The sequence below is a fragment of the Burkholderia sp. RF2-non_BP3 genome (assembly GCF_001522185.1).
Taxonomy (GTDB): Bacteria; Pseudomonadota; Gammaproteobacteria; order Burkholderiales; family Burkholderiaceae; genus Burkholderia; species Burkholderia diffusa.
Window position 1 is genome coordinate 238590 of sequence record NZ_LOSU01000024.1, and the last position, 24693, is coordinate 263282.

General features: G+C 66.7%; 21 protein-coding genes. 4 read left to right on the forward strand and 17 right to left on the reverse strand.

What is annotated here, in order from left to right; translation table 11 throughout:
- Positions 1 to 73: 73 nt before the first annotated feature.
- The 7 genes from WS45_RS10400 to WS45_RS10430 all read right to left on the reverse strand — a co-directional run bounded on the left by WS45_RS10400 (position 74) and on the right by WS45_RS10430 (position 7637).
- Positions 74 to 907 (reverse strand): OmpW/AlkL family protein, encoded by an 834-nt coding sequence (locus WS45_RS10400; protein WP_059533397.1) that lies wholly within the window; start codon positions 905 to 907, stop codon positions 74 to 76.
- A 16-nt stretch (positions 908 to 923) separates the two neighbouring features.
- A complete protein-coding gene (locus WS45_RS10405; RefSeq protein ID WP_059533395.1) occupies positions 924 to 2165 on the reverse strand; it encodes a DUF2957 domain-containing protein in 1242 nt (413 codons plus the stop codon).
- A gap of 155 nt (positions 2166 to 2320) precedes the next feature.
- The gene (locus tag WS45_RS10410) at positions 2321 to 3739 is read right to left on the reverse strand and encodes a DUF2957 domain-containing protein (RefSeq protein WP_059699701.1); all 1419 of its coding nucleotides are present in this window, start codon (positions 3737 to 3739) and stop codon (positions 2321 to 2323) included.
- 427 nt (positions 3740 to 4166) lie between these two features.
- Entirely contained in the window at positions 4167 to 5117 is a 951-nt protein-coding gene (gene argC, locus WS45_RS10415) for an N-acetyl-gamma-glutamyl-phosphate reductase (RefSeq protein WP_059533391.1), read from the reverse strand.
- Positions 5118 to 5308: 191 nt separating this feature from the next.
- A complete protein-coding gene (locus WS45_RS10420; protein WP_059533389.1) occupies positions 5309 to 5881 on the reverse strand; it encodes a flavodoxin family protein in 573 nt (190 codons plus the stop codon).
- 228 nt (positions 5882 to 6109) lie between these two features.
- Positions 6110 to 6712, reverse strand: coding sequence for a YbhB/YbcL family Raf kinase inhibitor-like protein (locus WS45_RS10425; RefSeq protein WP_059699703.1), 603 nt, complete (start codon positions 6710 to 6712; stop codon positions 6110 to 6112).
- Between the two features lie 238 nt (positions 6713 to 6950).
- Positions 6951 to 7637, reverse strand: coding sequence for an orotate phosphoribosyltransferase (locus tag WS45_RS10430; RefSeq protein ID WP_006752465.1), 687 nt, complete (start codon positions 7635 to 7637; stop codon positions 6951 to 6953).
- A gap of 460 nt (positions 7638 to 8097) precedes the next feature.
- Between WS45_RS10430 and WS45_RS10435 the strand changes: the two genes are divergently transcribed.
- Positions 8098 to 10368, forward strand: coding sequence for an NADP-dependent malic enzyme (locus WS45_RS10435; RefSeq protein ID WP_059533385.1), 2271 nt, complete (start codon positions 8098 to 8100; stop codon positions 10366 to 10368).
- Positions 10369 to 10504: 136 nt separating this feature from the next.
- On the opposite strand, the gene WS45_RS10440 is transcribed toward WS45_RS10435, so the two are convergent.
- Positions 10505 to 14095: an indolepyruvate ferredoxin oxidoreductase family protein gene (locus tag WS45_RS10440; RefSeq protein WP_059691568.1), complete on the reverse strand. Its 3591-nt coding sequence runs from the start codon at positions 14093 to 14095 to the stop codon at positions 10505 to 10507.
- 319 nt (positions 14096 to 14414) lie between these two features.
- Between WS45_RS10440 and WS45_RS10445 the strand changes: the two genes are divergently transcribed.
- On the forward strand, positions 14415 to 14609 hold the full coding sequence (locus tag WS45_RS10445) for a hypothetical protein (RefSeq protein WP_059533382.1): 195 nt from the start codon (positions 14415 to 14417) through the stop codon (positions 14607 to 14609).
- 138 nt (positions 14610 to 14747) lie between these two features.
- Here WS45_RS10445 and hppD read toward each other — a convergent pair whose 3' ends face one another.
- Complete coding sequence (hppD, locus tag WS45_RS10450; RefSeq protein ID WP_059465128.1) at positions 14748 to 15845, reverse strand: 4-hydroxyphenylpyruvate dioxygenase; 1098 nt, start codon at positions 15843 to 15845, stop codon at positions 14748 to 14750.
- Positions 15846 to 16060: 215 nt separating this feature from the next.
- Between hppD and WS45_RS10455 the strand changes: the two genes are divergently transcribed.
- The gene (locus WS45_RS10455) at positions 16061 to 16585 is read left to right on the forward strand and encodes an Lrp/AsnC family transcriptional regulator (protein WP_059691570.1); all 525 of its coding nucleotides are present in this window, start codon (positions 16061 to 16063) and stop codon (positions 16583 to 16585) included.
- Between the two features lie 70 nt (positions 16586 to 16655).
- Here WS45_RS10455 and WS45_RS10460 read toward each other — a convergent pair whose 3' ends face one another.
- From WS45_RS10460 to paaA, 8 genes are all read right to left on the reverse strand, one after another.
- Positions 16656 to 17303, reverse strand: a complete 648-nt coding sequence (locus tag WS45_RS10460; RefSeq protein ID WP_059699705.1) for a GNAT family N-acetyltransferase — start codon at positions 17301 to 17303, stop codon at positions 16656 to 16658.
- Between the two features lie 234 nt (positions 17304 to 17537).
- Entirely contained in the window at positions 17538 to 18143 is a 606-nt protein-coding gene (locus WS45_RS10465) for a TetR/AcrR family transcriptional regulator (RefSeq protein ID WP_059533377.1), read from the reverse strand.
- A gap of 23 nt (positions 18144 to 18166) precedes the next feature.
- A complete protein-coding gene (locus WS45_RS10470; RefSeq protein WP_059699706.1) occupies positions 18167 to 18982 on the reverse strand; it encodes a DUF1835 domain-containing protein in 816 nt (271 codons plus the stop codon).
- A gap of 129 nt (positions 18983 to 19111) precedes the next feature.
- Entirely contained in the window at positions 19112 to 20200 is a 1089-nt protein-coding gene (gene paaE / locus WS45_RS10475) for a 1,2-phenylacetyl-CoA epoxidase subunit PaaE (RefSeq protein ID WP_059533373.1), read from the reverse strand.
- Between the two features lie 2 nt (positions 20201 to 20202).
- The gene (gene paaD / locus WS45_RS10480; protein WP_059533371.1) at positions 20203 to 20766 is read right to left on the reverse strand and encodes a 1,2-phenylacetyl-CoA epoxidase subunit PaaD; all 564 of its coding nucleotides are present in this window, start codon (positions 20764 to 20766) and stop codon (positions 20203 to 20205) included.
- Between the two features lie 25 nt (positions 20767 to 20791).
- On the reverse strand, positions 20792 to 21595 hold the full coding sequence (gene paaC / locus WS45_RS10485) for a 1,2-phenylacetyl-CoA epoxidase subunit PaaC (RefSeq protein WP_059533369.1): 804 nt from the start codon (positions 21593 to 21595) through the stop codon (positions 20792 to 20794).
- 10 nt (positions 21596 to 21605) lie between these two features.
- Positions 21606 to 21890 (reverse strand): 1,2-phenylacetyl-CoA epoxidase subunit PaaB, encoded by a 285-nt coding sequence (gene paaB, locus WS45_RS10490; RefSeq protein WP_006752453.1) that lies wholly within the window; start codon positions 21888 to 21890, stop codon positions 21606 to 21608.
- Positions 21891 to 21928: 38 nt separating this feature from the next.
- The gene (gene paaA / locus WS45_RS10495; protein ID WP_059533367.1) at positions 21929 to 22927 is read right to left on the reverse strand and encodes a 1,2-phenylacetyl-CoA epoxidase subunit PaaA; all 999 of its coding nucleotides are present in this window, start codon (positions 22925 to 22927) and stop codon (positions 21929 to 21931) included.
- A gap of 199 nt (positions 22928 to 23126) precedes the next feature.
- Here paaA and WS45_RS10500 point away from each other — a divergent pair, with 199 nt between their 5' ends.
- Complete coding sequence (locus WS45_RS10500; protein WP_059699709.1) at positions 23127 to 24392, forward strand: SGNH/GDSL hydrolase family protein; 1266 nt, start codon at positions 23127 to 23129, stop codon at positions 24390 to 24392.
- The last annotated feature ends 301 nt before the right edge of the window (positions 24393 to 24693 follow it).

Below are 24693 nucleotides of genomic sequence, written 5' to 3' on the forward strand. Positions count from 1 at the left end.
GGCGGGCTTTTTTTTGCCCGCGTTTTTTGCACGGGCCATCCATTCGTCCTCTGTCCGTCCTCCGTCGCCGGCGTCAGAACTTGTAGGTCATCCCGACGTAGCTGATGATCGGGTCGGCCTTCAGGTCCGATTTCGACTCGGCGAGCACCGTGCCGTCGGCCGCCTTGATCGTCACCGTCGACGTCGTCTTCAGCGGGATATACGTCACCGACGCCACCAGCCCGAAATGCTCCGTCATGTTGTACTGCAGGCCCGCGTTGAACACCGGCTGCCATGACGACGACGCCTTCGCTTCCACCGATGTCGTACCCGGCTTGCCCGCACCCGCCGCGAGGATCGCGCCGAGGTTGTCCTGCGTCTGCTTGATGAAGTTCGTGTTGAGCTGCAGGTCGCTGAACCAGTTGTACGACACGCCGAGGCCGAGGAACGGCCGGAATTTCGCGTTCGCCGCCCCGAAGTAATACTGCAGGATCGCCGCCGGGCTCCACTGCCGCACGCTCTTCACGATCGGATTGACCGAGGCCAGCCCGATGTTCTGCGTGCCGAGCGCGCCGGCAGGGCCGGGCGGCTTGATCGTGCCCTGGCCCGACACCTTGAACACCGGCGGCACGCCGGCCACCGACGTGACCGCGATATGGTCGGTCAGGAAGTGGCTGACCGTCAGGCCGACCGTATCGGCGCCGCTCGTGCGCAGCCCGGTGCCCGGCGACGTGAACGACGGCGGCAGCCGCAGCGGCGTGTTGATCGGCGTCGGTGCGACGTTGGTCGTCATCGGCGTGCTGCTTTGCTGCGGCATCACGTGGAACCAGCCCAGCGTGACGACGTTGCTGCCGGCGCTCTGCGCGTGCGCCGCGAGCGGCGCCAGCGCGGCGGCGCCGGCCGCCGCGCAAAGAAGGGTCTTCTTCATCACGGCTTGCCTCCGCTTACTGGACGAACGCGCCGATCGTGAAATACGGCGTCGAACCCGCGTTGTCGAGGAAACCGAACACGCCACCCGTGAAGATGAACTTGCCGGTCGGCGACGTGCTGCCCGAACCCGTGTGGATCGTCGTGACCGTGCCCGGCACCTTCTGCGTGTAGTCCAGGTCGAGCGCGGTCGCGAGCGATGCCTGCGACGGCTGGAACGGATCGAGCAGCGTGGCCTGCTTGTCGATCAGCGCGGTGGTCCGGTAGTCGAACTGGCTGTCGACGCCGATGTATTCGCCGTTCTGCGAGCCGGCGGCGATCGCGGTCTGCGGCGAGAGGATCGAGATGCTCGATTCGTCGTCGGCGGTCAGGCCCGGCACGCCGTTGCTGTCGGGCGTCGGGTTCGGGTTCGCGACGCCCGTGCGCACGAGGATCGGCACCAGCTGGTTGCGCAGCTTGCCGACGATCATGAAGCCCTTGCCCTGCGGCGTCGCCGACAGCGTCGGCTTCAGCTGGCTCTGGTAGTTGTTGCTCTGGAACGCGCCGCTGCCGTCGGCCGACTGCACGAAGTTCGTGCCCTGCTGCATGCACGCGCCGCCGGCGAACTGGCCGGTCGTGTCGCACTTGGTCCACGTGCCGTCCGCGTTGATCGTCACCTTGGCGTCGATCGACGCCGGCGCGAATTTCTGCGACGGCACTTCGCCGAAGCCGATGTGGCTGTACGTGCCCGCGACCTTCGTGATGTCGGTTTCGATCGACGAGAAGCCGATGAACGGGTAGTACGGGAATTTCGTGTCGGGCACCGCGGCCTGGCCGAGCACGCCGTCGAACTGGATCTCCTTGCCGGGAATCGTGCCGCCCGCGACGCCGAAGCCGACGAAGATGCGCGCCGGACGCGATGCGTCGAGGCTCGCGCCGTTCAGCCGGAATGCGCACTGGTTCAGCTTGTTGGTCGGCAGCAGCGTTTCCTGCGTGAGCGTGCCGCTGTCGACGGTGCCCGCGCGGGTCGGCGTGACGGTGCCGGTCTTTTGCGGAACCGCCGATTCGACGTAGGTGACCTGCCAGGTCATCTTGGTCGTATCGAGCTGGACCTTGGCCAGTTCGCCGCTGCCCGCGCCGCCGGTAAACACGGTGCTGTAGTCGAGCGTCGCGGGGCAGAGCCGGTCTTCGACGAGCGGGGGCGGGTTGTCGCTGCCGCCGCCGCATGCGGAAAGAAGGGGGGCGGCAAGGGCCGCCGCCAGAACGAGGTTGCGCTTCATGTTGCTCCTCCAGATTTGTCTTGTCAGGCGGCCGGCTCCCTGTCGACCGCTTCTGTTGCTTGTGCTCGTGCTGCGTGCGCCGTGCCGGGCGCCGTCGTTTCGTGCCTTCCCTGCATCCCGCGGCGGCGCACCGGCCGCCGCCGCTTCCCCGATCGTTACTTGCTGATCTGTGCGCCCACGCCGAAGTACGGTGTCGACGACGTGCTCGCGTTCGCCGACGTCGACGTGATTCCGCCGTTCACCGTGCCCTGGATGAGCGCCGCGTACAGGCCGCCCGTCGCGATCACCACGCCCGATGCGGACGGATAGGTCGCGCCGCTCGCCGGCGTCGTCGCCGTGTTGAGCAGGCCCGGCGTTCCCTGGCCGTAGTCGAGCGTGAAGGCGTCTTCCTCTGCCTGCGTGGTCGGGTTGATGAACGACGCGTTGCCGCCGCGGATCAGTGCGGCCGTGTACTTGAAGTTCGAATCGGCGCCCGCGTAGCCGCCGTCGATCGCGCCCGACTGGATCGCGGTCGCCGCGCCGAGCACCGCGATGCCCGATTCGTCGTCGACCTGTGCGTCGGCGTGCAGCGGCGGCGTGCCGAGGTTCACGTTGCCCGTGCGCACGACCACCGGCACGGTCGCGCCGTTGAGCTGGCCGATCACCATGTGCGCGGTGGCCGACTTGCCGGTCGCGCCGATCAGCGGCAGCCGCGTCTGCGGCAGGATCTGCGGCGCCTTCGCGCTGTTGAGGTAGCCGCCGCTCGCGTTCGCCGTCCACGGATCGCCGGTCGTCTGGCAGCCGCCGGCATTCGTCGACGTGCATGCGCCGTTCGTGTCGAACGTCTCGCTCGAATTCGTGCCCTTCGTCGCGTAGTTGCTCGACGGCACGAGGTGGTAGATCAGCGCGTTGTACGTGCCGGGCAGCTTCGTGAGGTCGGTCGTCGTGTTCACGAAGCCGAGGAACGGATAGAAGTCGAAGTGGCGGTTCGGCACCTGGCCGACGTTCTGGATCACGCCCGGGATGATCGTCAGGCCGTCGTACTGAACCGTCGCGCCGGGGATGCCGCCGCCCGCGACGCCCATGCCGACCAGCAGCATCGGCGGGTTCGCCTGGTTGAAGTCGGCGGCCGTCGAATAGGTCGAGCCGTTCGGTGCCGTGCCCGAACCCGGCGTGAGCACGAACGCGCAGCGCGTCTGCTCCGCGGTCGGCAGCGTGCCGGTCGGCGGGTGGATGACCTTGCCGGTGATCGTGGTGCCGGCGCGGCTCGGCGTGACCGTGCCGGTCGCGAGCGGAATCGGCGATTCGAGCCACTTGAGCGTGTACGTCATCGCGACCGCGTCGATGTTGACGCTGACGATCTCGCCGCTACCGGCGCCGCCGAGGTACGTGCTCTTCACGATGTCGGCGTCGGCCGGGCACAGCGCGCCGTTTATGGGCTGCGACGGCGGCGGCCCTTGCGTGCCGCAGCTCGATCCGGAACATTGGGGCGCTTCGATCGGCGCGGGCGAGCCGCCGTCCCCTCCACCACAGGCAATCAGGAAAGGGGCGATGGCAAAGGCCGTTGCCACCCCCTTCGATAAGGCGTGCGACATGCCGCTGTCTCCAATCGTTTAATTGTGCGAGCTAATGTCGCTGTCTGGATTTTTGCTGTCAATTGATGAACTCGTCTAAAAAAGGCGATTGAAACAGCGTGCACGCAATGAATCCTTGCAGAATCTGGATTTCAGTAAGAATTAAAACGCGCGGAGGGCGCTAGAGTGCTGCCGAAGTGGGGCGGCTGCCACGCACGGAAGGCTCTCGAGGCCCTCACGCGTATAACGGCAGCGTTTAAAGCGGCGGTATCCGGTTTATCCCTATTCGGGATTGACTGGATAAAATGGGGTTAATTAATCAATCGGTAATCGCGCAATGGAAAGCTTGTAAATATTTGTAAATGCGCGAACCGGATTTTATTGATTGCCTGATACGGGAAAATAAAAAGCCGGCCAGCGGCCGGCTTTGCATCGCATGCAAGCGGAATCAGCGCTTGAGGCCTGCATCCTCGGCGGCGCCGATGTTGAGGTTCATGCACTGGATCGCGGCGCCCGATGCGCCCTTGCCCAGGTTGTCGAGGCGCGCGACCGTGACGAAGCGCTCTTCGTTGCCGAACACAAACAGGTCGACGCGGTTCGTGTCGTTGTTCGCCTGCACGTCGAAGAAACCGCTGTCGAGGTTCGCATCCGCGTTGAACGGCGCGACGCGCACGAACGGTTCGTCCGCGTAGTACTCGGCGAACACGCGCTGCACGTCCTGCGGCGTCGCGCGCTTCGCGAGCTGCTCGGGCGAGAAGTAGGTCGTCACGGCAAGGCCCTTCAGGAACGGGCCGACGATCGGCGTGAAGATCGGCGCATGCGTGAGGCCCGTGTGCGCGGCCATTTCCGGCAGGTGCTTGTGCGCGAGCGCGAGCGCATACGGACGCGGGCTCGCGAGCTTGCCGCCCGGCGCCGCGTTTTCGTATTCGGCGATCATCGACTTGCCGCCGCCGCTGTAGCCGGTGATCGAATAGCTGTGCGCGGCGAAGGTCGGCGCGACGATGCCGGCATCGACGAGCGGACGCATCGCGAGCACGAACGCCGAGGCATGGCAGCCCGGCACGGCGATGCGCTTCGACGTGCGAATCTTCTCGCGTTGCGCGCGCGTCAGTTCCGGCAGGCCGTATGCCCAGTCGGCGTTCGTGCGGAACGCGGTGCTCGCGTCGATCAGCGTCGTGTTCGGGTTCTCGACCAGCGATGCCGATTCGCGCGACGCGACGTCCGGCAGGCACAGGAACGTGACGTCCGATGCGTTGATCAGGCGGCGGCGCTCGTCGACGTCCTTGCGCTTCGCTTCATCGATGCGCAGGATCTCGATGTCGTTGCGCGCCGACAGGTATTCGAAGATCTTGAGGCCGGTCGTACCTTCCTGGCCGTCGACAAAAACTTTGGTGCTCATTTCGTTCTCGCTGAATGAAACGGGAGCCGCGGCGCCCTGAAACCGCCATTTTAAGACCTCATCCGGCGGGCCTGCACCGCGCGGGGCAAAAAAAGGACGGCCCGCGGGCCGTCTTGTGTCCCTCGTGCGCGCCTGCGCCGCATTGCCGCGTCACCGGCGGCGCGAGCGGGCGCGCGTGCCGCCGCGTTCGTTCAGCGGCCGCCGGCCAGCCAGCGGGCGGTCGCGTCGGCGACGCGCCGGCCGAACGCCTTCGCGGTCTCGAGGTCGCCGGGCAGCGGGCCCTCGTCGGGCGTCGCGTCCGCCGGCGACTGCGCGAGCAGGCCCGTGAAGCCGCCGACGTAGTTGATGTCGTTGCGGGTGGCCGCCTTCGAGTTGGCCGGCATCATGCCCGTGCCGACCCACACCATCCCATGTTGCATCGCCAGCGTGACGAAATACTGAATCGTCGAGAACTTGTCGCCGTTCATCGTCGCGGAGTTCGTGAAGCCCGCGGCGATCTTGTCCTTCCATTTCTGCGTGAACCACGGTTTCGACGTGGCATCGGCGAACTGCTTGAACTGCGCGGACGGGCCGCCCATGTAGGTCGGCGCGCCGAAGACGATCGCGTCCGCCGCGTCGAGCGCGGCCCAGCCCGCGTCGTCGAGTTCGCCGACGGCGATCAGGCGTGCGGTGGCGCCGGCGTCCTGCGCGCCTGCGTGGACGGCTTCGGCCAGTTTCTGCGTGTGACCGTAGCCGCTGTGATAGACGATGACGATGTTCGACATGAAGCGTTCTCCGGAAGGGACGACACGGCGGGCGCCGCGGCCTGCCGCGTCACGCGCCGCGGTCGGGCGGCGCGACGGATGCGCGGCGGGATGCCGCGACCGGTGCCGCCGAGTCTAGCAAGCCGAAATGACGGGAGAAAAGCACGCACGCGGCGTGGGGAAATTCGCGGGCGCGGGCGATCGCGGCCGGAGACACGCGCAATGGGGCAGGCGGAGGCGCATGCGCGCTCACTGTCCGTAAGTGACCGTGAGCCGTGCGGTGCCGATCGCCAGCGTGCCGATCTCGTGCTCGAACATCGGTGCGGGGCGCCCTTGTGCGACGCGCAGGTCCGTGCCCTTCAGCGCATAGACGGTGATCACGTAGCGATGCGGCTTGCCGGGCGGCGGGCACGGGCCGCCGTAGCCGTCGACCCCGAAGTCGTTGCGCGCCTCGCTCGCGCCGATGCGGCGCAGGAAGCCCGACGCGCTCGCGTCGGCCGGCAGGTTCGTGACGCTCGCCGGGATGCCGGCGACGGCCCAGTGCCACCAGCCGTGCCCCGGCGCATCGGGATCGAAGATCGTGATCGCGTAGCCGTGCGTGCCGGGGGGCGGGTTGCGCCAGCTGAGCTGCGGCGAACGGTTGTCGCCCTTGCAGTCGCCGCGGTCGAACACGTTCGCGGCGCTGACGCGCCCGCCGGGCGTCAGGTCGTTGCTCGACACGGTGAACGGGCCTTCCGCCCGCGCGGGCAGGACGGCGAACGCGACGCACGCGGCGGCGCAGGGAAGGGCGGCGATGAACGGCGAAGGACGACCCGGGGACGCAGGCGAAGTGATCCGGCGATCCACACGCATATGGCGCTTCTCCCGTCACGTGGGCCGGGCCGATGCTCCCGGCATTGTTGGCGTTGTGCGTTGCCCGCGCAGCTGATGGCGACGATGGATCAAGTCTAGCATTAGGGTTCGATGAGCGATGCATGCGGCGGCCCGCGATTCGGCCGCCCCCGATGCGCATCGGTGGACGAAAAAAAACCGCTCGCGGTCAGGCGAGCGGCTCTTTCGGCCAGGGTGCCGGCTGCGTGCCGGCCCGGCATTACTCCTTCGGGGCCGTCGCGCCGCCGTGCGCGGCCGACCACTCGGCCGGCGCGTGCAGGAACTTCTCGACTTCGTCGAGCGTCTTGGTCTCGAAGTAGCCCGATGCCTTCGCGACGCGCAGCACGTCCCACCAGGTCGCCAGCGCGTGCAGGTCGACGTCGATGTCCTTCAGGACCGACACGCTTTCCTTGAAGATGTTGTAGTGGAACAGCACGAAGCAGTGGTTCACCGTCGCGCCCGCGGTGCGCAGCGCATTGACGAAGTTGATCTTGCTGCGGCTGTCGGTCGTCAGGTCTTCCACGAGCAGCACGCGCGAGCCTTCTTCCAGATGACCCTCGATCTGCGCGTTGCGGCCGAAACCCTTCGGCTTCTTGCGAACGTACTGCATCGGCACCATCATCCGATCCGCGAGCCATGCCGCGAACGGGATGCCGGCCGTCTCGCCGCCCGCCACCGAGTCGATCTGCTCGAAGCCGACGTCGCGCATGATCGTCGTTTCAGCCATTTCCATCAGCGCACGACGCACGCGCGGATACGAGATCAGCTTGCGGCAGTCGATATAGACGGGGCTTGCCCAGCCGGACGTGAAGATGAACGGTTTTTCGGCATTGAAGTGCACCGCCTGCACTTCGAGCAGGATTTTGGCGGTCGTATCCGAGATCGACTGACGATCGTAGCCTGTCATGGGCATTCCTTGGGTGATGAGCGAAGAGCGGGCGCGGGCCCGGTGGCGCAGCAAGGGGAACCTGCCCGAGGGGCCGGGGTGCGATCGGCGGGCCGACCGCATCGCTGCGCGCGTAGCCCGCTATTTTACCCGATCCAGGCCGGTTTTCGGCGGAATTCCCGCAGGTTCGACGGGCGGCTCACCACCGGCGAAACAAACGGGGCGCAATCGTCTCGATGCGGATGCGGAGGATGCGGCGCCGCACCAACGGACGGCATTTAGGGGGTGTACACTAGGCGACCCTTAGAAATCGTTCAGTACTTTGTACTTTCCTCTTGCTACCCGCCAAGGTTCGATGGCGTGCCGATCCGGCGCGCTGCGTGCCGTCTCGCAGTCGACCACCCCTTCGATTCAAGCAGACGCGGCCCAAGGTGCTGTGTACTGAACCGTCAAAATTTCGCATGTCTCTCGCAGGTCAATCATGGACGAACAACTGAAGCAGGCCGCTCTCGCTTATCACCTGAACCCGAAACCCGGCAAGATTTCGGTCACCCCGACCAAGCCGCTGTCGAACCAGCTCGATCTGTCGCTCGCGTATTCGCCGGGCGTCGCCGCCGCGTGCGAGGCGATCCACGCCGATCCGCTCGACGCGCAGAAGTACACGTCGCGCGGCAACCTCGTCGGCGTCATCACGAACGGCACGGCCGTGCTGGGCCTCGGCAACATCGGCCCGCTGGCCGCGAAGCCGGTGATGGAAGGCAAGGGCTGCCTGTTCAAGAAGTTCGCGGGCATCGACGTGTTCGACATCGAACTGTCGGAGTCCGACCCCGACAAGCTCGTCGAGGCGATCGCGATGCTCGAGCCGACGCTCGGCGGCATCAACCTCGAGGACATCAAGGCGCCGGAATGCTTCTACATCGAGCAGAAGCTGCGCGAGCGCATGAAGATCCCCGTCTTCCACGACGACCAGCACGGCACCGCGATCATCGCGTCGGCCGCGATCCTGAACGGCCTGAAGGTGGTCGGCAAGAAGTTGTCCGAAGTGAAGCTCGTGTGCTCGGGCGCGGGCGCGGCGGCGATCGCGTGTCTGGACCTGCTGGTGAACCTCGGCCTCACGAAGTCGAACATCCTCGTCGCCGATTCGAAGGGCGTGATTTACGAAGGGCGCGGCAACCTCGACCCGTCGAAGCAGCGCTACGCGGCGACCACCGACGCGCGCACGCTCGCCGACGCGATCGTCGGCGCGGACGTGTTCCTCGGCTGCTCGAGCGCGGGCGTGCTGAAGCAGGACATGGTCAAGACGATGGGGGACCGCCCGCTGATCCTGGCGCTCGCGAACCCGGAACCGGAAATCCGCCCGGAAGACGCGAAGGCCGTGCGCCCGGACGCGATCGTCGCGACCGGCCGTTCGGACTACCCGAACCAGGTCAACAACGTGCTGTGCTTCCCGTTCATCTTCCGCGGCGCGCTCGACGTCGGCGCGACGACGATCACGGAAGAAATGAAGCTCGCGTGCGTGCGCGCGATCGCCGAGCTGGCCGAGGAAACCGACCAGAGCGAGGAAGTCGCGAAGGCGTATGAAGGCCACTCGCTCGAGTTCGGGCCGGAATACCTGATTCCGAAGCCGTTCGATCCGCGCCTGATCATCAAGATCGCGCCGGCCGTCGCGCAGGCCGCGATGGATTCGGGCGTCGCCACGCGTCCGATCCAGGACATGGACGCATACCGCGAGCAGCTCGGCGCGACCGTCTACCGCACCGGCATGGTGATGCGCCCGGTGTTCGCGACCGCGAAGAAGAAGCAGGCGCGCATCGTGTTCGCCGAGGGCGAGGACGAGCGCGTGCTGCGCGCCGCGCAGTTCGTGCTGCAGGAAAAGATCGCGAAGCCGATCATCGTCGGCCGTCCGTCTGTCGTCGAGATGCGTCTCGCGAAGATCGGCTCGAAGCTGAAGGCCGGCGTCGATTTCGAGATCGTGAATCCGGAAGACGACACGCGCTACCACCGCTACTGGCAGGCGTACCACGAGATCGGCGCGCGCGACGGCGTCACGCCGGAAGTCGCGAAGGCCGCGCTGCGCAAGTTCAACACGCTGATCGGCGCGATGCTCGTGCATCTGGGCGATGCGGACGGGATGATCTGCGGGATGATCGACACGTACCACACGCACCTGAAGTTCATCGAGCAGGTGCTGGGCCGTGCGAAGGGCGCCGAGCACTTCGCGGCGATGAACCTGCTGATGCTGCCGGGCCGCAACCTGTTCCTGTGCGACACGTACGTGAACGAACTGCCGAGCGCCGAACAGCTCGCCGACATGACGATCCAGGCGGCCGCCGAGATCGAGCGCTTCGGCATCGTGCCGAAGGCCGCGCTGCTGTCGAATTCGAACTTCGGCAGCGCGCCGTCGGCGTCGTCGCGCCGCATGGCCGAAGCCCGCAAGCTGATCAGCGAGCGTGCGCCGAACCTCGAGGTCGACGGCGAAATGCACGGCGACGCGGCGCTGTCGGAAGCGGTCCGCAAGGCCGCATTCCCGGGCACGACGCTGTCGGGCGAAGCGAACCTGCTGATCATGCCGAACGTCGAAGCGGCGAACATCGCGTACAACCTGCTGAAGATGGTCGGCGGCGAAGGCGTGACGGTCGGCCCGCTCCTGCTCGGCGCGGCGAAGCCGGTCCACATCCTGACGCCGGCCGCGACCGTGCGCCGGATCATCAACATGACGGCAGTGGCCGCCGCGAACGCGAACACGAAGTAAGTTCGCGCCCGCGTGTGCCGCGCATCGCGCGCGGCGCAATGAAAAACGCCACGGAACCTGCGTTCCGTGGCGTTTTTTTATGAACCGCCACCGCGCGGAGGCGGACGTCCCAACCGCGAACGCCCGCCGCGCGCCGTTACGCGACCTGCTGGCGCGACTGCCCGCCCGTCGGCGAACGCCACTTCGCGAGCAGCGTGTTCCACTTCTGGCGAACCGCGCGCAGGTTGTTCTCCTTCACGTGGCCGTAGCCGCGAATGCCGTCCGGCAGCGCCGCCAGCTCGAGCGCGAGCGGGCGGTTGGCCGCGTTCAGCCTGGTCAGCACCTCGCCGATCAGCGCTTCGTACTCGCCGATCAGTGCGCGCTCGGTGCGGCGCTCCTCGGTGCGGCCGAACGGGTCGAGGCCCGTGCCGCGCAGGAACTTCGCCTTCGCCAGCAACCGGAACGCCGACAGCATCCACGGGCCGTACGCCTTCTTCACGAGATGGCCGTGCGCGTCCGTCTTCGCGAACAGCGGCGGCGCGAGGTGGAACTTCAGTTTCCAGTCGCCTTCGAACTGCGACGACAGGCGCGCGAGGAACGCCGGATCGGACTGCAGCCGCGCGACCTCGTATTCGTCCTTGTACGCCATCAGCTTGAACAGGTTGCGCGCGACCGCTTCGGTCAGCGGTTCCTGCGCGGCGTCGCCGTCCGCCAGCGCGCGTTCGGCTGCCCGCACCGTGTCGACGAAGGCCGCATAGCGCGCCGCATACGCGGCGTTCTGGTACGCCGTGAGGAACGCCACGCGCTTCGCGATCAGTGCGTCGACCGCCTTCTTCGTATGCAGCGCGATCACCGTCGCGCCTTGCGCGGGGCGGGCGTCGCCGGCCGCGGCCTGCTTCACGCTCGCGAGGTCGTGCGCGGCGCGGCGGCCCCAGTCGAACGCCGCGCGGTTCTTCTCGACCGACACCGCGTTCAGCTCGATCGCGCGTTGGAGAGACGCGAGCGTGAGCGGCAGCCAGCCCTTCTGCCACGCGTAGCCGAGCACGAACGGGTTCGTGTAGATCGCGTCGCCGAGCAGCGCGACCGCGAAGCGGTTCGCGTCGATGAAGTCGACGGCTTCACCCGCCGCCGCGCGGATGTCGTTTTCCGCGGACAGACCCGGGAACGCCCAGTTCGGGTTCTTGATGAACTCGGCGGTCGGCGTCTGCGCGCTGTTGACGACCACGCGCGTCGTGTCGTGCCGCATCCGCGACGTGCATTCGTCGCCGGCCGTGACGATCGCGTCGCAGCCGATCACGAGGTCGGCTTCGCCCATCGCGATCCGCGTCGCGTGGATGTCGGTCGGCGCGTGCGAGATCTGCACGTGGCTCATCACGGCGCCGCCCTTCTGCGCGAGACCCGTGACGTCGAGCACGGTCACGCCCTTGTTCTCCAGGTGCGCGGCCATCCCGAGCAGCGCGCCGATGGTGACGACGCCCGTGCCGCCCACGCCCGTGACGAGCACGCCGTATGCACGATCGATCGCCGGCAGCGTCGGCTCCGGAATCGGCGGCAGCGCACCGCCGTCCACCGACACGGCCTTGGGCTTCTTCAACTGGCCGCCTTCGACCGTGACGAAGCTCGGGCAGAAGCCCTTCACGCACGAGAAGTCCTTGTTGCAGCTCGACTGGTTGATCTGGCGCTTCGTGCCGAATTCGGTTTCGAGCGGCTCGACCGACAGGCAGTTCGACTTCACCGAGCAGTCGCCGCAGCCTTCGCACACAGCGTCGTTGATCACGACGCGCTTCGCCGGGTCCGGATACGTGCCGCGCTTGCGGCGGCGGCGCTTCTCGGTCGCGCAGGTCTGGTCGTAGATCAGGATCGTCGTGCCTTCGATCTCGCGCAGCTCGCGCTGCACGTCGTCGAGCTGGTCGCGGTGATGGATCGTCACGCCCGGTGCGAGCAGCGCCTTCTGGCTGTCGTACTTCTCCGGTTCGTCGGTGACGATCACGATCTTCTTCGCGCCTTCGGACGCGAGCTGGTGCGTGATCTGCGGCACCGTCAGCACGCCGTCGACCGGCTGGCCGCCCGTCATCGCGACCGCGTCGTTGTAGAGGATCTTGTAGGTGATGTTCGCCTTCGACGAGATCGCCGCGCGCACCGCCAGCAGGCCCGAGTGGAAATAGGTGCCGTCGCCGAGGTTCGCGAATACGTGCTTCTCGTCCGTGAACGGCGCCTGGCCGATCCACGGCACGCCTTCGCCGCCCATCTGGCTGAAGGTGCTCGTGTTGCGGTCCATCCAGACCGTCATGTAGTGGCAGCCGATCCCGGCGATCGCGCGCGAGCCTTCCGGCACGTTGGTCGACGTGTTGTGCGGGCAGCCCGAGCAGAACCACGGCTTGCGCTCGGTCTGCACGTGCGGCTTCGCGAGCGCCATTTCCTTCGCGTTGATCACCGCGAGCCGCGCGGCGATGCGTGCGCGCACGTCGGACGGCAGCTCGAACTTCTCGAGGCGCGTCGCGATCGCCTTCGCGATGATCGCGGGCGACAGTTCGTAGTGCGCGGGCAGCAGCCAGTTGCCCATCGGCACGGACCATTCGCCGCCGGCGCCGTCCTTCTCGTCGAACTTGCCGAACACGCGCGGGCGCTGCGCATCGGGCCAGTTGTACAGTTCTTCCTTGATCGCGTATTCGAGGATCTGGCGCTTTTCCTCGACGACGAGGATTTCGTCGAGGCCGCGCGCGAATGCCTGCGCGCCCTGCGCCTCGAGCGGCCACACGCAGCCGACCTTGTACAGGCGGATGCCGATCCGCGCGCAGGTTTCGTCGTCGAGGCCGAGGTCCGTCAGCGCCTGGCGCACGTCGAGGTACGCCTTGCCGCCCGTCATGATCCCGAAGCGCGCATTCGGCGAATCGATCTCGATCCGGTCGAGCTTGTTCGCGCGCACATAGGCCAGCGCCGCGTACCATTTGTAGTCGAGCAGCCGCGCTTCCTGGACGAGCGGCGGGTCCGGCCAGCGGATGTTCAGGCCGCCTTCCGGCAGGATGAAGTCCGTCGGCAGCACGATCTCGGTGCGATGCGGGTCGATGTCGACCGATGCCGACGATTCGACCACGTCCGTCACGCACTTGAGCGCGACCCACAGGCCCGAGTAGCGGCTCATCGCCCAGCCGTGCAGGCCGAAGTCGAGATATTCCTGCACGTTGGACGGGAACAGCACCGGCAGCCCGCAGGCCTTGAAGATGTGTTCGGACTGGTGCGCGAGCGTCGACGATTTCGCCGCGTGGTCGTCGCCGGCGAGCACGAGCACGCCGCCGTGCTGCGACGAGCCGGCCGAGTTCGCGTGCTTGAAGACGTCGCCGGTGCGGTCGACGCCGGGGCCCTTGCCGTACCACATGCCGAACACGCCGTCGTGCTTCGCGCCGGGATACAGGTTCACCTGCTGCGAGCCCCACACGGCGGTGGCGGCGAGATCTTCGTTGAGACCGGGCTGGAAGACGATCTGGTGGGCCGCGAGGTGCTGCTTGGCCTTCCAGAGCGAGAGGTCGAGGCCGCCGAGCGGAGAGCCGCGATAACCGGAGATGAAGCCGGCCGTGTTGAGGCCGGCGGCGCGGTCGCGTTCCTGTTGGAGCATCGGCAGGCGCACGAGCGCCTGGATGCCGCTCATGTAAGCGCGGCCGCGTTCGAGCGTGTATTTGTCGTCAAGCGTGACGGACTTCAGCGCGGCTTCGAGCGACGCGCGTTGGCCTGCGTCTAGCGGGGCATTCATTAACTGTCTCCTCCACCCAGTTTGGGATCACCAAAGCTTCGATTGCGTCGACGTCTTGTGGACGTGTCGGCAGTGGCCGGCATATTGGCCGGTTTTGAGTGATGGTAGCACTGGGATAAACCCGCCGCCCACCGGCCGACGGGCAGCGACGCGTCGACGAAACGGCGCGCGGCGATGCGTTACATCATGTAAAAGCATGTAAAGCCGGTCCCATCTTCGTACAAATGCCGTTAATCTTGTCGGCCTGCCGGAGGTGTCCGGCCGCGTCGGCTCGTTTCGACGCAACCGGGGAGGCGCCGGCAGTTTTAAAGGAGGTGCAATGAACACACGTCATATCCAGAGTTTCCTGATCGTGTCCGCGGCGTTTTTCGCGATGACCGGCCCGGTGCACGCGCAAGGCGCGAGCGCACTGGCGGCAGCCGGCGCGCAGATGCGTCAGATCGCGCCGGCGCAGGCCGCCGATGCGCAACCGGCGGCCGCGCGCGTCGTCGTGTCGAAGGCGAACGTGCGTTGATCCGTTCGCGCGGCCGTCGGGCCGCGCCGGAACGATGCAAAAGACAAAAGGGCGGGAATCGCAAGATTCCCGCCCTTTTTTCCTGTGCCGCCGAGGCGCGCGCGGCACCGGCTGCGGGGCGCCGCGCGGCCGTCTGCGTCAGGCCTTGTCCTGGACCACGCCGCGGCGGATCTGGTCGAGTTCGATCGATTCGAACAGCGCCTTGAAGTTGCCTTCGCCGAAGCCCTGATTGCCCTTGCGCTGGATGATCTCGAAGAAGATCGGGCCGATCTGGTTCTCGGTGAAGATCTGCAGCAGCAGGTCGTCACGGGCGCCGTCGATCAGGATCTTGCGCTTCTTCAGTTCGTCCAGCGATTCGCCGTGGTTCGGCACGCGGCGGTCGACCAGCTCGTAATACGTGTCGATCGTGTCGAGCAGCTTCACGCCCTTGCCGCGCAGGCCGTCGACCGCGCCGTAGATGTCGTTCGTGCCGAGCGCGATGTGCTGGATGCCTTCGCCGTGGTACGCGTCGAGGTATTCCTGGATCTGGCCGGCCGTGTCCGAGCCTTCCTCGTTGATCGGGATCCGGATCTTGCCGCACGGCGACGTCATCGCCTTCGACTTCACGCCCGTCACCTTGCCTTCGATGTCGAAGTAGCGCACTTCGCGGAAGTTGAACAGGCGCTCGTAGAACTCGGCCCATTCCTGCATGCGGCCGCGATGCACGTTGTGCGTCAGGTGGTCGATGTAGGTGAGGCCATGGCCGACCGGGTTCGGGTTCGCGCCGGCGATCGGCTCGAAGTCGACGTCGTAGATGCTGATGTCGCCGATCGCGCCCGGCTGCGCGCCGTTCTTGCCGCGCCAGCGGTCGACGAAATAGATCAGCGAATCGCCGATGCCCTTGATCGCCGGGATGTTCAGCTCCATCGGGCCCGTCTTGTTGTCGAAGCCCCATGCGCCGAGCTCGAGCGCGTGCTTGTACGCCTTCGCGGCGTCCTGCACGCGGAACGCGATCGCGCAGATCGACGGGCCGTGCAGCCGCGCGAAGCGTTGCGCGAACGAATCGGGTTCGGCGTTGATGATGAAGTTGATGTCGCCCTGGCGGTAGACCGTCACGTCCTTGTGGCGATGGCGCGCGATCGCGGTGAAACCCATCCGCTCGAACAGTTGTCCGAGCGCTTTCGGATCCGGAGCGGTGTATTCGATGAATTCGAAGCCGTCGGTGCCGACGGGGTTGTCCCAGTTGGGGATCTGCATGTCGTGTCTCCTGTGCGGGGCGATCGGCCGGCGCGACGTGCGCGTGCGCGGCCCGGTTCGATGTCGAACGCGGCGCACACGCGTCGGCGTGCGCAACGAATCGGTACATGCGACAAAGTGTAGCGGGCGGGCGCGAGCGGAAACTTGCGAACTTAATCGTCCATGCCTACGATGGCGCAATTTCCAGTCTCTGAACAATCATTGGAGGGCAGAAAATGGCGCAAGCCGAATTGGATGCCATCGACCGGCGGATTCTCGCGATTCTTCAGGAGAACGGCCGCCTGTCGAACCAGGAGATCGCCGAGCGCGTGAACCTGTCGCCGAGCCCGTGCCTGCGGCGGATCCGTCGGCTCGAGGAGATCGGCGTGATCACCGGCTACGTCGCGCTGCTCGATCCGCAGAAGCTCGGGCTCGACCTGCTCGCGTACGTGAGTGTGCGGCTCGAGAAGCGCGGCGGCGTGGTGCCGGTCCGTGCCGACGAGACGTCGGCGCGCGCGGGCGCGACCCACGCGGAACTGTTCCGCGCGGCCGTGCAGACCTGGCCGGAAGTGGTCGCGTGCCATGCGATGACGGGCGACATGGATTACCTGCTGCGCGTGCAGGTCGAGGACATGGCGCATTTCTCCCGGTTCGTGCAGGAGCATTTGCTGCACCATCCGTCGGTGATCGACGTGAAGACGAGCTTCTCGCTCGAGTGCTTCAAGGAGACCACGGCGTTGCCGATCCGGTCGGTGCGTTAGCGCGTGGCGCCGGGAAGCGAGAAAGGGAAGGTGGGCCGGGCGCCCCGCGAGGCAGCCCGGTTGGCCGATGTTACGCCGTCAGCGCGGCGGGCATCAGCGATTCGATGAACTTCGACGTGCGGTGCGCCTGGCGCTTGAGCGCGTAGTCGAATACCGCGGCCTGCTCCTGCAGCATCTCGGCGAGGATCGTCGAATGGTCGGCCGGCGGCAGCGACAGGTACGCATCGGCCTCGCCGTATGCGTATTCGATCCGCATCCCGGACTTCTTCGCGATGTGCATCATCGTCGCGTTGCGCGACAGGCAATGCATGTACAGCATCGTCACGCGGGTGTTGCGGCTGCGGATCGCCGCGCGCTCGAACAGCTTCGAGCCGACGCCGCGGCCGCGGGCGCTTTCGAGCACCGACACGCCGAATTCGGCCGTGCGCTTGTCGCCATCGGCGGGCAGGTACGCCAGATGGCCGACGCCGATCAGCTCGAGCGCATGGTCGAACACGCCGAACACCGTGTCGCGACCGAAGTCGATCGTACGGACATAGTTCTCGATCACGTGATCGGGCACCATTTGGCCGAAGCGCAGCAGGCGGTCCTCTTCGTTGAGCGAGAGAAAGTGGGTGAGCATTTGCTCACGGTCTTTGGAAGCCAGTTCCCTGACGAGAACCGGCGCAGTACCGGCGTGGCCGACTGCATCGGCACGGCGGTCGAGTTGCGTGTTCATCGTGGGTTCCTCAGTGTGTGGCTGCACCAGTGACTTGTGCAATGCAGCGCATTTTACCTGAGTGGGGTTGGGGAAAACCCGTATTTGACGTTATTTGTGCTGAGGGTGAATTCTAAATCCGCTTAGTTAATTCTCTATCTGTTTGATTTTCAACGGATTTAAAATTCATCATATGAAACGCGCGGCGGCCTGTCACAGTGTGCCCGCCGCGCAACGCATGCTGCTGCGCGGCAATCACGCGCCGGGCGACAGTCCGTGTTCCATCAGGTCGATCACCTGTTCGGCGAAGTCGCGGTAGCCGAGGCGGCCACCCGGCTTGAGCCATGTGAACGTCCAGTTGATCATCCCGAACACCATCATCGTGACCGACGTCTGGTTTTCCTTCGAGATTCGGTCCGGATAGGCGCGCGCGAGCTGGCGCGCGAATGCCGCGACGATGTCGCGCTGGCGGTCGAGCACGATTTCGCGCTGCGCGTCCTCGAGATACTTCACGTCGTTGAGCAGCGCGACATGGCGGCTGTGCGACGTCTCGTACTCGGCGAGAAATGCGCGCACCAGCTCGGCGAACGCGTCGCGCTCGCTGAGGCCGCGCCGCTGGCTCGCGCCTTCGACCTCGGCGATGATCAGCATCAAGCGCTTCGTGTAGCGGTCGAGCAGGTCGAACAGGATCGCTTCCTTGCTCTCGTAATAGTGATAGAGACGTGCCTTCGACGTGCCGCTCGCGGTCGCGAGATCGGACATCGAGGTGCTCGGATAGCTCGTCTGCGCGAATTTCTCGGCGGCGAGATCGAGGATCTGTTCGCGCTGGGATTCGTGGTCGGGCGCTCGGGTACGGGCCATGGTCGAATGCGAAAGTTGTGGCGTTAGCGAGGCGCGGCTGCCGCGCGCACCTGCGTGGAAGAAAGGGCGGCCGGCGCGTCGTCCTGCAGCTCGAGCCGGCCGGCGGCCGCGAGTTCGCGGCAGCGCCACCAGGCGATCGAGTCGCTGACGAACAGCCCGCCGCGGTCGGCCCCGGCCATGATGCCGCCGACGACGCGTCGCGCGGGCAGCCAGCCGGTTTCCGCGTGCGCGACGATCAGCGCGTCGAGGTCCGCGTAGTGGCCGCTCTTGATCGTGTTGCTGACCCAGTAACGCAGTTCGGCATTCAGGTGCTTCGCCTCCTGCCATTCGAGCGCGAGGCGCCCGATGCGCAGTACCGAGATCGGCGCGGCCGCCGGCCGTTTGCGGGCGAGTGCCGCGGGCGAGAACATCCCGGTCGAACAGGCCTGGTCGGTGCGGCTCAGCGCCGCGCGCTGCGGGGCGTCGAGGTCCGCGGCCGACAACCGCACCTCGTTCAGCCGTTGCGGCACGTTGCGCAGGTGATAGGCGACGCGGCGCAACAGCAGCTTGTCGCCGACGCTCGGTGCGTGCCAGACGACCACCTGGTCCGTATCCATCGCGAGCTGGTCGAGGCGGGTGAATTCAGCTTCGATCTCCGCATGCCAGTCGGGAATCTGGTCGCCGAGCACGCGCTGCCAGAAGGCGGCGCGCGTGTCGGGCGTCTCGTCGGCGCCCTTCAGCGGCCCGACCGCGAGATCGTCGAGCAATCCGACGACGCGCTCGTCGCGTCCGGCTTGCGCGAGAGCCTCGCGCAGCGACGCGGCGGCGGTGCCGCCCTGAATCACGTGAATGGTACTCATCGGCCTGTCATCAACAAAAGAAAACCGCCGGCCGGGCGGACGTTGCGACGTCCAGCCGGCCGGCGGCCCCTAGTGTAAGCGAGATGTGTGACGACGAGAAACCGGCGCACCGCGCCGGCGCGACGCCGCTCAACGCTCGTCGAAGCTCACGACGACCTTGTCGCTGATCGGGTGGCACTGGCACGTGAGCACGAAGCCGTCCTTCACTTCGTGTTCCTCGAGCGTGTAGTTCTTCTCCATCCGGACTTCGCCTTCGACCACCTTCGCGCGGCACGTGCAGCATACGCCGCCCTTGCACGCGTACGGCAGCGCGAGGCCCGCGCGCAGGCCGACGTCGAGCAGGCTCACGCCTTCGTACGGCAGGCGCAGCTTGCGCTTCTTGCCGTCGAGCACGATTTCGAGGTCGGCGGCCGGCGTCTGGTCGGTGATCTCGACGACGGGCGCGCCCGCCTGCGGCAGCGGCGTCCCGAACCGCTCGACATGCACCTTGGCCTGCGGCACGCCGGCTGCCTTCAGCGCGGCTTCGGCCGCGTCCATCATCGGCGCGGGGCCGCAGATGAACGCTTCGTCGATCGCGTCGGCCGGCGTCAGCGTGGCGAGGAATTCCGCGCATTTCGCCTGGTCGAGCACGCCGTTGAAGAGCTCGACGTCCTGCTGGTCGTCCGACAGCACGTGATACAGGACGAAGCGGTTCATGTAGCGGTTCTTCAGGTCCTCGAGCTCCTCGGCGAACATGATCGCGTCGACGCTGCGGTTGCCGTAGACCAATGTGAACGTGCTGCGCGGCTCGAGCTCGAGCGTCGTCTTCACGATCGCGAGCACCGGCGTGATGCCCGATCCGCCGGAGAACGCGACGTACTGCTTGCCGTGGTCGGCGTTCAGGTGCGTGAAGAAGCGGCCGTCCGGCGTCATCACGTCGATCGTGTGACCGGGCTTCAGCGTGTCGAACGCGAAGTTCGAAAACCGGCCGCCGCGCACGCGCTTGATGCCGATGCGCAGTTCGCCGTCGCGGTCGTAGTCGGTCGTGCCGACGCAGATCGAGTACGAGCGGCGCGTTTCCTCGCCGTCGATGTGGGTCTTCAGCGTGACGAACTGGCCCTGCGTGAAGCGGTACGCGTCGCGCAACTCGGGCGGCACGTCGAAGGAGACGGTGACGGCGTCGGCGGTCTCGGGGCGCACGTCGCGGATACGCAGCGGGTGAAATTGCGGGGTCGCCATGGTCAATAAGGTTTGAAGTAGTCGAAGGGTTCGCGGCAGTCGACACAGCGATACAACGCCTTGCAGGCCGTGGATGCGAATTGCGCGAGACGCTCGGTGCGGGCGGAACCGCAGCGCGGGCAGACGGGCGCCGCGACGGGGCGCGGCACGAAACGCACGACGTTTTCCCGCGGCGCGGCGCCGGCGCACTGGCCGACGGGCGGCGCGATGCCGTACGCGCGCAGCTTGTCGCGCGCTTCCTGGGTGATCCAGTCGGTCGTCCACGCGGGCGCGAGCACCGTCTCGATCCGGTGCGGCGGCAGGTCGGCGGCGTGCATCGCCGCGGCGATGTCCTCAGCGATCTGCGACATCGCCGGACAGCCGGAGTAGGTCGGCGTGATCACGACTTCGAGCAGGCCGTCGTCCGCGCGACGGACGTCGCGCAGGATGCCGAGCTCGCGGATCGACACGACCGGAATCTCGGGATCGGGCACGGCTTCGAGCACGTCCCACGCGCGCGCGAGCAACGGATCGTTGCGGTGCGCGGCGGGTGCGGCGTCGGCGGGTGAGGCGGTCTGGACGGACATCGTCGGGCTCCGTTGGGTCGGCCGGTTACCAGCTCGCGCCGGGGTGCTGGCGCGCGAGGCTCTGCATTTCCGCCAGCAGGTAGCCCATGTGTTCCGAGTGCTCGCCCTGCTTGCCGGTCGTCACGTGCTGCACGGGCGCGGGCAGGGTGAGCGTCGCTTCCGCGAGCGCATCGTCCACGTCCGCGCGCCATGCGGCTTCGAGCGCGGCCGGCGCCGGGCCGATGCCCGGTGCGGAAACCGCGTCGTCGATCGCGTCGGCCGCGAAGAACTCGCGCGTGTACGGAATCAGGTAGTCGAGCGCGGCCTGTGCACGGCGATGCGATTCGTCGGTGCCGTCGCCGAGGCGCACCAGCCATTCGCGCGCATGCTGCACGTGGTAGCGGGTTTCCTTCACCGATTTCGCGGCGATCGCGGCGAGTTGCGCGTCCGTCGACGTTTCGAGCGCGGTCCACACGTGCAGCATCAGCGTCGCGTAGAGGAAATTGCGCACGATGGTCACCGCGTAGTCCTTGTCGGCGTGCGCGGTGCCGGCGATCGGGCCGTAGTGCGGCAGCTCGGCGAGCGTGAAGTTCGCGAATTCGCGCTCGGTGCGGAAGTACGCGTAATCGTCTTCCGTCTTCGCCGCGCCGTTCAGCTGGCGGTCGAGGTCGGCTGCGTGCGTGTACAGCATGCGGGCCTGGCCGATGAGGTCGAGGCTCATGTTGGTGAGCGCGATGTCTTCCTCGAGGATCGGGCCGTGGCCGCACCATTCGGCGTTGCGCTGACCGAGGATCAGCGCGTTGTCCGCGAGGCGCAGCACGTAGGAGAGGTGTTCGGGCGTGATCGTCATGGCGCGGGCGTTACATGTGGTTGACTTCGTCGGGCAGCGTGTAGAACGTCGGGTGACGGTAGATCTTGTCGCCCGCCGGTTCGAACAGCTCGGCCTTCTCGGCCGGATCCGACGCGGTGATCGCCGACGACGGCACCACCCAGATGCTCACGCCTTCCTGGCGGCGCGTGTAGACGTCGCGCGCCATGCGCAGCGCCATCGACGCGTCGGCCGCGTGCAGGCTGCCGCAATGCTTGTGGTCGAGGCCCTGCTTGCTGCGAACGAACACTTCCCAGATCGGCCATTCCTTGTTCATCACTCTCTCTCCTGAATCCTGTATTCGATGGTTGCCGCTCAGGCGGCGTGCTGTTCGGCGCGGGCGCGGCGCTTGGCTTCGTGCGCGAGCGCGGCTTCGCGCACCCACGCACCGTCGTCGTGCGCCTTCACGCGGGTCGCGAGGCGTTCCTTGTTGCACGGGCCGTCGCCGTTGACGACGCGCCAGAATTCATCCCAGTCGATCGCGCCGTAGTCGTGGTGGCCGCGCGCCTCGTTCCATTTCAGGTCCGGGTCGGGCAGCGTCACGCCGAGCACCTTCGCCTGGTCGACTGTCGCGTCGACGAACTTCTGCCGCAGGTCGTCGTTCGAGATCCGCTTGATGCCCCATTTCGCGGACTGGTTGCTGTGGACCGAATCGGCATCGCTCGGGCCGAACATCATCAGCACCGGCCACCACCAGCGGTTCACCGCCTGCTGGACCATCGCGCGCTGCGCGTCGGTGCCCTTCATCATCGACAGCAGCGCATCGAAGCCCTGGCGCTGGTGGAACGACTCTTCCTTGCACACGCGGATCATCGCGCGCGCGTACGGGCCATACGTGCAGCGGCACAGCGGGATCTGGTTCATGATCGCGGCGCCGTCGACGAGCCAGCCGATCACGCCGACGTCCGCCCAGGTCGGCGTCGGATAGTTGAAGATGCTCGAGTATTTCGCCTTGCCGGCGTGCAGCGCGTCGATCAGCGCATCGCGCGATACGCCGAGCGTTTCGACTGCGCTATATAGATAGAGGCCGTGGCCGGCTTCGTCCTGGACTTTCGCGAGCAGGATCGCCTTGCGCTTCAGGCTCGGCGCGCGCGAGATCCAGTTGCCTTCCGGCAGCATGCCGACGACTTCCGAGTGCGCGTGCTGCGAAATCTGGCGGACCAGCGTCTTGCGATAGGCGTCGGGCATCCAGTCCTGCGGTTCGATCTTGCCGTCCGCGGCCATGACCGCGTCGAACCGCGCCTGCTCGGGCGACTCGGCTGCGGCGTCGAGCGGTGCGACGTTGCCGGGGATGTCGAGGGATTGCGTGTACATGGCGGAGGATCTCGTCCGGTTGAATGTGTGCGAAGTATAAACCAACCGACCGGTCGGTTAATAAATTTCTTGCGGATTTGCATCGGGACTCGGGTAAACGTGGGGCGAGGGGCGCGATCGCCGGTCGGGAAGGCGGTCCGGCGCGTGAGACAGGCGGCTTCTGCGGCACAATGCCTGCTTTCCGATGAGGATTTCGCCGATGTCATTTCGAAGCAGTTTCGTCGCGACCGTGCTGGGCGCATCCGTTTTCCTGTCGCCGTTCGCGGTCTCGGCCGCACCGGCCGGGTGGGTCGCTGCGTGGGCGACCGCGTTGCAGCCGATTCCCGACCTGGCTGCGCCGCCGCCGCTCTACCGCGCGCCCGACGTGGCTGGGCGGACCGTTCGGCAGATCGTCTATCCGACGGTTTCCGGGCATGCCGCGCGGATTCGTGTCAGCAACGCCTACGGTCGCGCGCCGCTGGTGATCGAGGCTGCCAGTCTCGCGCGCGCCGGTGACGGCGCGGCGCTTGCCGACGCGACGGGTGCTGCCGTGCGCTTCGGCGGCAAGGCGTCGGTGACGCTCGCCCCGAGCCAGGAACTCGAAAGCGACCCGGTGGCGATCGACGTGACGGCCGGGCAGCCGTATGCGATCAGTCTGCGCATGGGGGCAAACCAGCGGATGACCGTGTGGCACCGTGTGTCGAACCAGCTCAATTACGTATCGGCGCCGGGCGATCACGTGAACGATCCGGGCGCCGGCGCATTCCGCACGCGCTTTACCCAGTATGCATGGGTGACCGAACTGGCCGTCGAGGCGGGCGCCGCACGAGCGAGTGTCGCCGCGATCGGGGACTCGATCACCGACGGGCTGCGCTCGAGCCTGAATCGCAATCATCGTTGGCCGGATGCGCTGGCGCGCCGGCTGGCCGCGGCGGGTTCGGATTCGCTCGGCGTCGTGAATCTCGGGATCAGCGGCAATCGGCTGCTGAGCGATTCGGCATGCTACGGCACGTCGCTGGCGTCGCGGTTCGAGCGCGATGCGCTTTCGCGTTCGGGGGTGAAGGCGGCGATCGTGCTGATCGGCATCAACGACATCAACTTTGCGGCGATGCCGCCGCGTGCGGGGCTCGATTGCGACAACCCGCATACGCAGGTCACGGCCGCTTCGTTGATCGACGGCTACCGCCGGTTGATCGAGGCAGCGCATCGCCAGGGCGTGAAGGTCTTTGGCGCGACGCTCACGCCTGCGGCGTTGCCGGCCGGGCGCGAGGCGGTCCGGCTCGAGGTGAACCGGTGGATCCGGAGCGGCGGCGGATTCGATGGCGTGGTCGACTTCGACGCGGTGCTGCGCGACCCGGCTCGCCCGAGTGTGCTGCAGCGCCGGTACGACAGCGGCGACGGCATTCATCCGAGTGACGCGGGTTACACGGCCATGGCCTATGCCGTGCCGATGGAGCGGCTGCAGGCTGCAGTCGGTGGCAAGTGACGTCGCTCTATATATAAGAGCGATGAACCGCCGACTTCTTTGAGATTGCGGGCGGCACGCGGCCCCTCGAACCTGAAGCCCCCGTGCGCGGCAGCGCACGGGGGCTTTTCAAAATATTTTCACAAAGGGGTTGCGGAGACCGGGGTGGGTGCTTAGAATCACGCCTCTTTCGCGCTAACGGAAACGCAGCGCGGGGGGAGAAGGGAAGCGGTGCGGACGAGGGTGGTGGTAGAACCCCGGCGCACACGAAGTTGAACCCCGGTCGTCGCAACGAAGCAGTTCAGAAAGTTGTTGACGCGCT

What these genes read in the sequence shown, in the direction of transcription:
- WS45_RS10425 (WP_059699703.1), bottom strand. Translation starts at nt 6,712, where the DNA reads ATGCGTGTGGATCGCCGGATCACTTCGCCTGCGTCCCCGGGTCGTCCT.
- WS45_RS10420 (WP_059533389.1), bottom strand. Translation starts at nt 5,881, where the DNA reads ATGTCGAACATCGTCATCGTCTATCACAGCGGCTACGGTCACACGCAG.
- WS45_RS10460 (WP_059699705.1), bottom strand. Translation starts at nt 17,303, where the DNA reads ATGAACACGCAACTCGACCGCCGTGCCGATGCAGTCGGCCACGCCGGT.
- WS45_RS10405 (WP_059533395.1), bottom strand. Translation starts at nt 2,165, where the DNA reads ATGAAGCGCAACCTCGTTCTGGCGGCGGCCCTTGCCGCCCCCCTTCTT.
- paaC (WP_059533369.1), bottom strand. Translation starts at nt 21,595, where the DNA reads ATGACGATCACGCCCGAACACCTCTCCTACGTGCTGCGCCTCGCGGAC.
- WS45_RS10455 (WP_059691570.1), top strand. Translation starts at nt 16,061, where the DNA reads ATGGCGCAAGCCGAATTGGATGCCATCGACCGGCGGATTCTCGCGATT.
- WS45_RS10470 (WP_059699706.1), bottom strand. Translation starts at nt 18,982, where the DNA reads ATGAGTACCATTCACGTGATTCAGGGCGGCACCGCCGCCGCGTCGCTG.
- WS45_RS10430 (WP_006752465.1), bottom strand. Translation starts at nt 7,637, where the DNA reads ATGACAGGCTACGATCGTCAGTCGATCTCGGATACGACCGCCAAAATC.
- WS45_RS10410 (WP_059699701.1), bottom strand. Translation starts at nt 3,739, where the DNA reads ATGTCGCACGCCTTATCGAAGGGGGTGGCAACGGCCTTTGCCATCGCC.
- hppD (WP_059465128.1), bottom strand. Translation starts at nt 15,845, where the DNA reads ATGCAGATCCCCAACTGGGACAACCCCGTCGGCACCGACGGCTTCGAA.
- paaD (WP_059533371.1), bottom strand. Translation starts at nt 20,766, where the DNA reads ATGTCCGTCCAGACCGCCTCACCCGCCGACGCCGCACCCGCCGCGCAC.
- WS45_RS10440 (WP_059691568.1), bottom strand. Translation starts at nt 14,095, where the DNA reads ATGAATGCCCCGCTAGACGCAGGCCAACGCGCGTCGCTCGAAGCCGCG.
- WS45_RS10465 (WP_059533377.1), bottom strand. Translation starts at nt 18,143, where the DNA reads ATGGCCCGTACCCGAGCGCCCGACCACGAATCCCAGCGCGAACAGATC.
- WS45_RS10445 (WP_059533382.1), top strand. Translation starts at nt 14,415, where the DNA reads ATGAACACACGTCATATCCAGAGTTTCCTGATCGTGTCCGCGGCGTTT.
- paaB (WP_006752453.1), bottom strand. Translation starts at nt 21,890, where the DNA reads ATGAACAAGGAATGGCCGATCTGGGAAGTGTTCGTTCGCAGCAAGCAG.
- WS45_RS10500 (WP_059699709.1), top strand. Translation starts at nt 23,127, where the DNA reads ATGTCATTTCGAAGCAGTTTCGTCGCGACCGTGCTGGGCGCATCCGTT.
- WS45_RS10400 (WP_059533397.1), bottom strand. Translation starts at nt 907, where the DNA reads ATGAAGAAGACCCTTCTTTGCGCGGCGGCCGGCGCCGCCGCGCTGGCG.
- paaE (WP_059533373.1), bottom strand. Translation starts at nt 20,200, where the DNA reads ATGGCGACCCCGCAATTTCACCCGCTGCGTATCCGCGACGTGCGCCCC.
- paaA (WP_059533367.1), bottom strand. Translation starts at nt 22,927, where the DNA reads ATGTACACGCAATCCCTCGACATCCCCGGCAACGTCGCACCGCTCGAC.
- WS45_RS10435 (WP_059533385.1), top strand. Translation starts at nt 8,098, where the DNA reads ATGGACGAACAACTGAAGCAGGCCGCTCTCGCTTATCACCTGAACCCG.
- argC (WP_059533391.1), bottom strand. Translation starts at nt 5,117, where the DNA reads ATGAGCACCAAAGTTTTTGTCGACGGCCAGGAAGGTACGACCGGCCTC.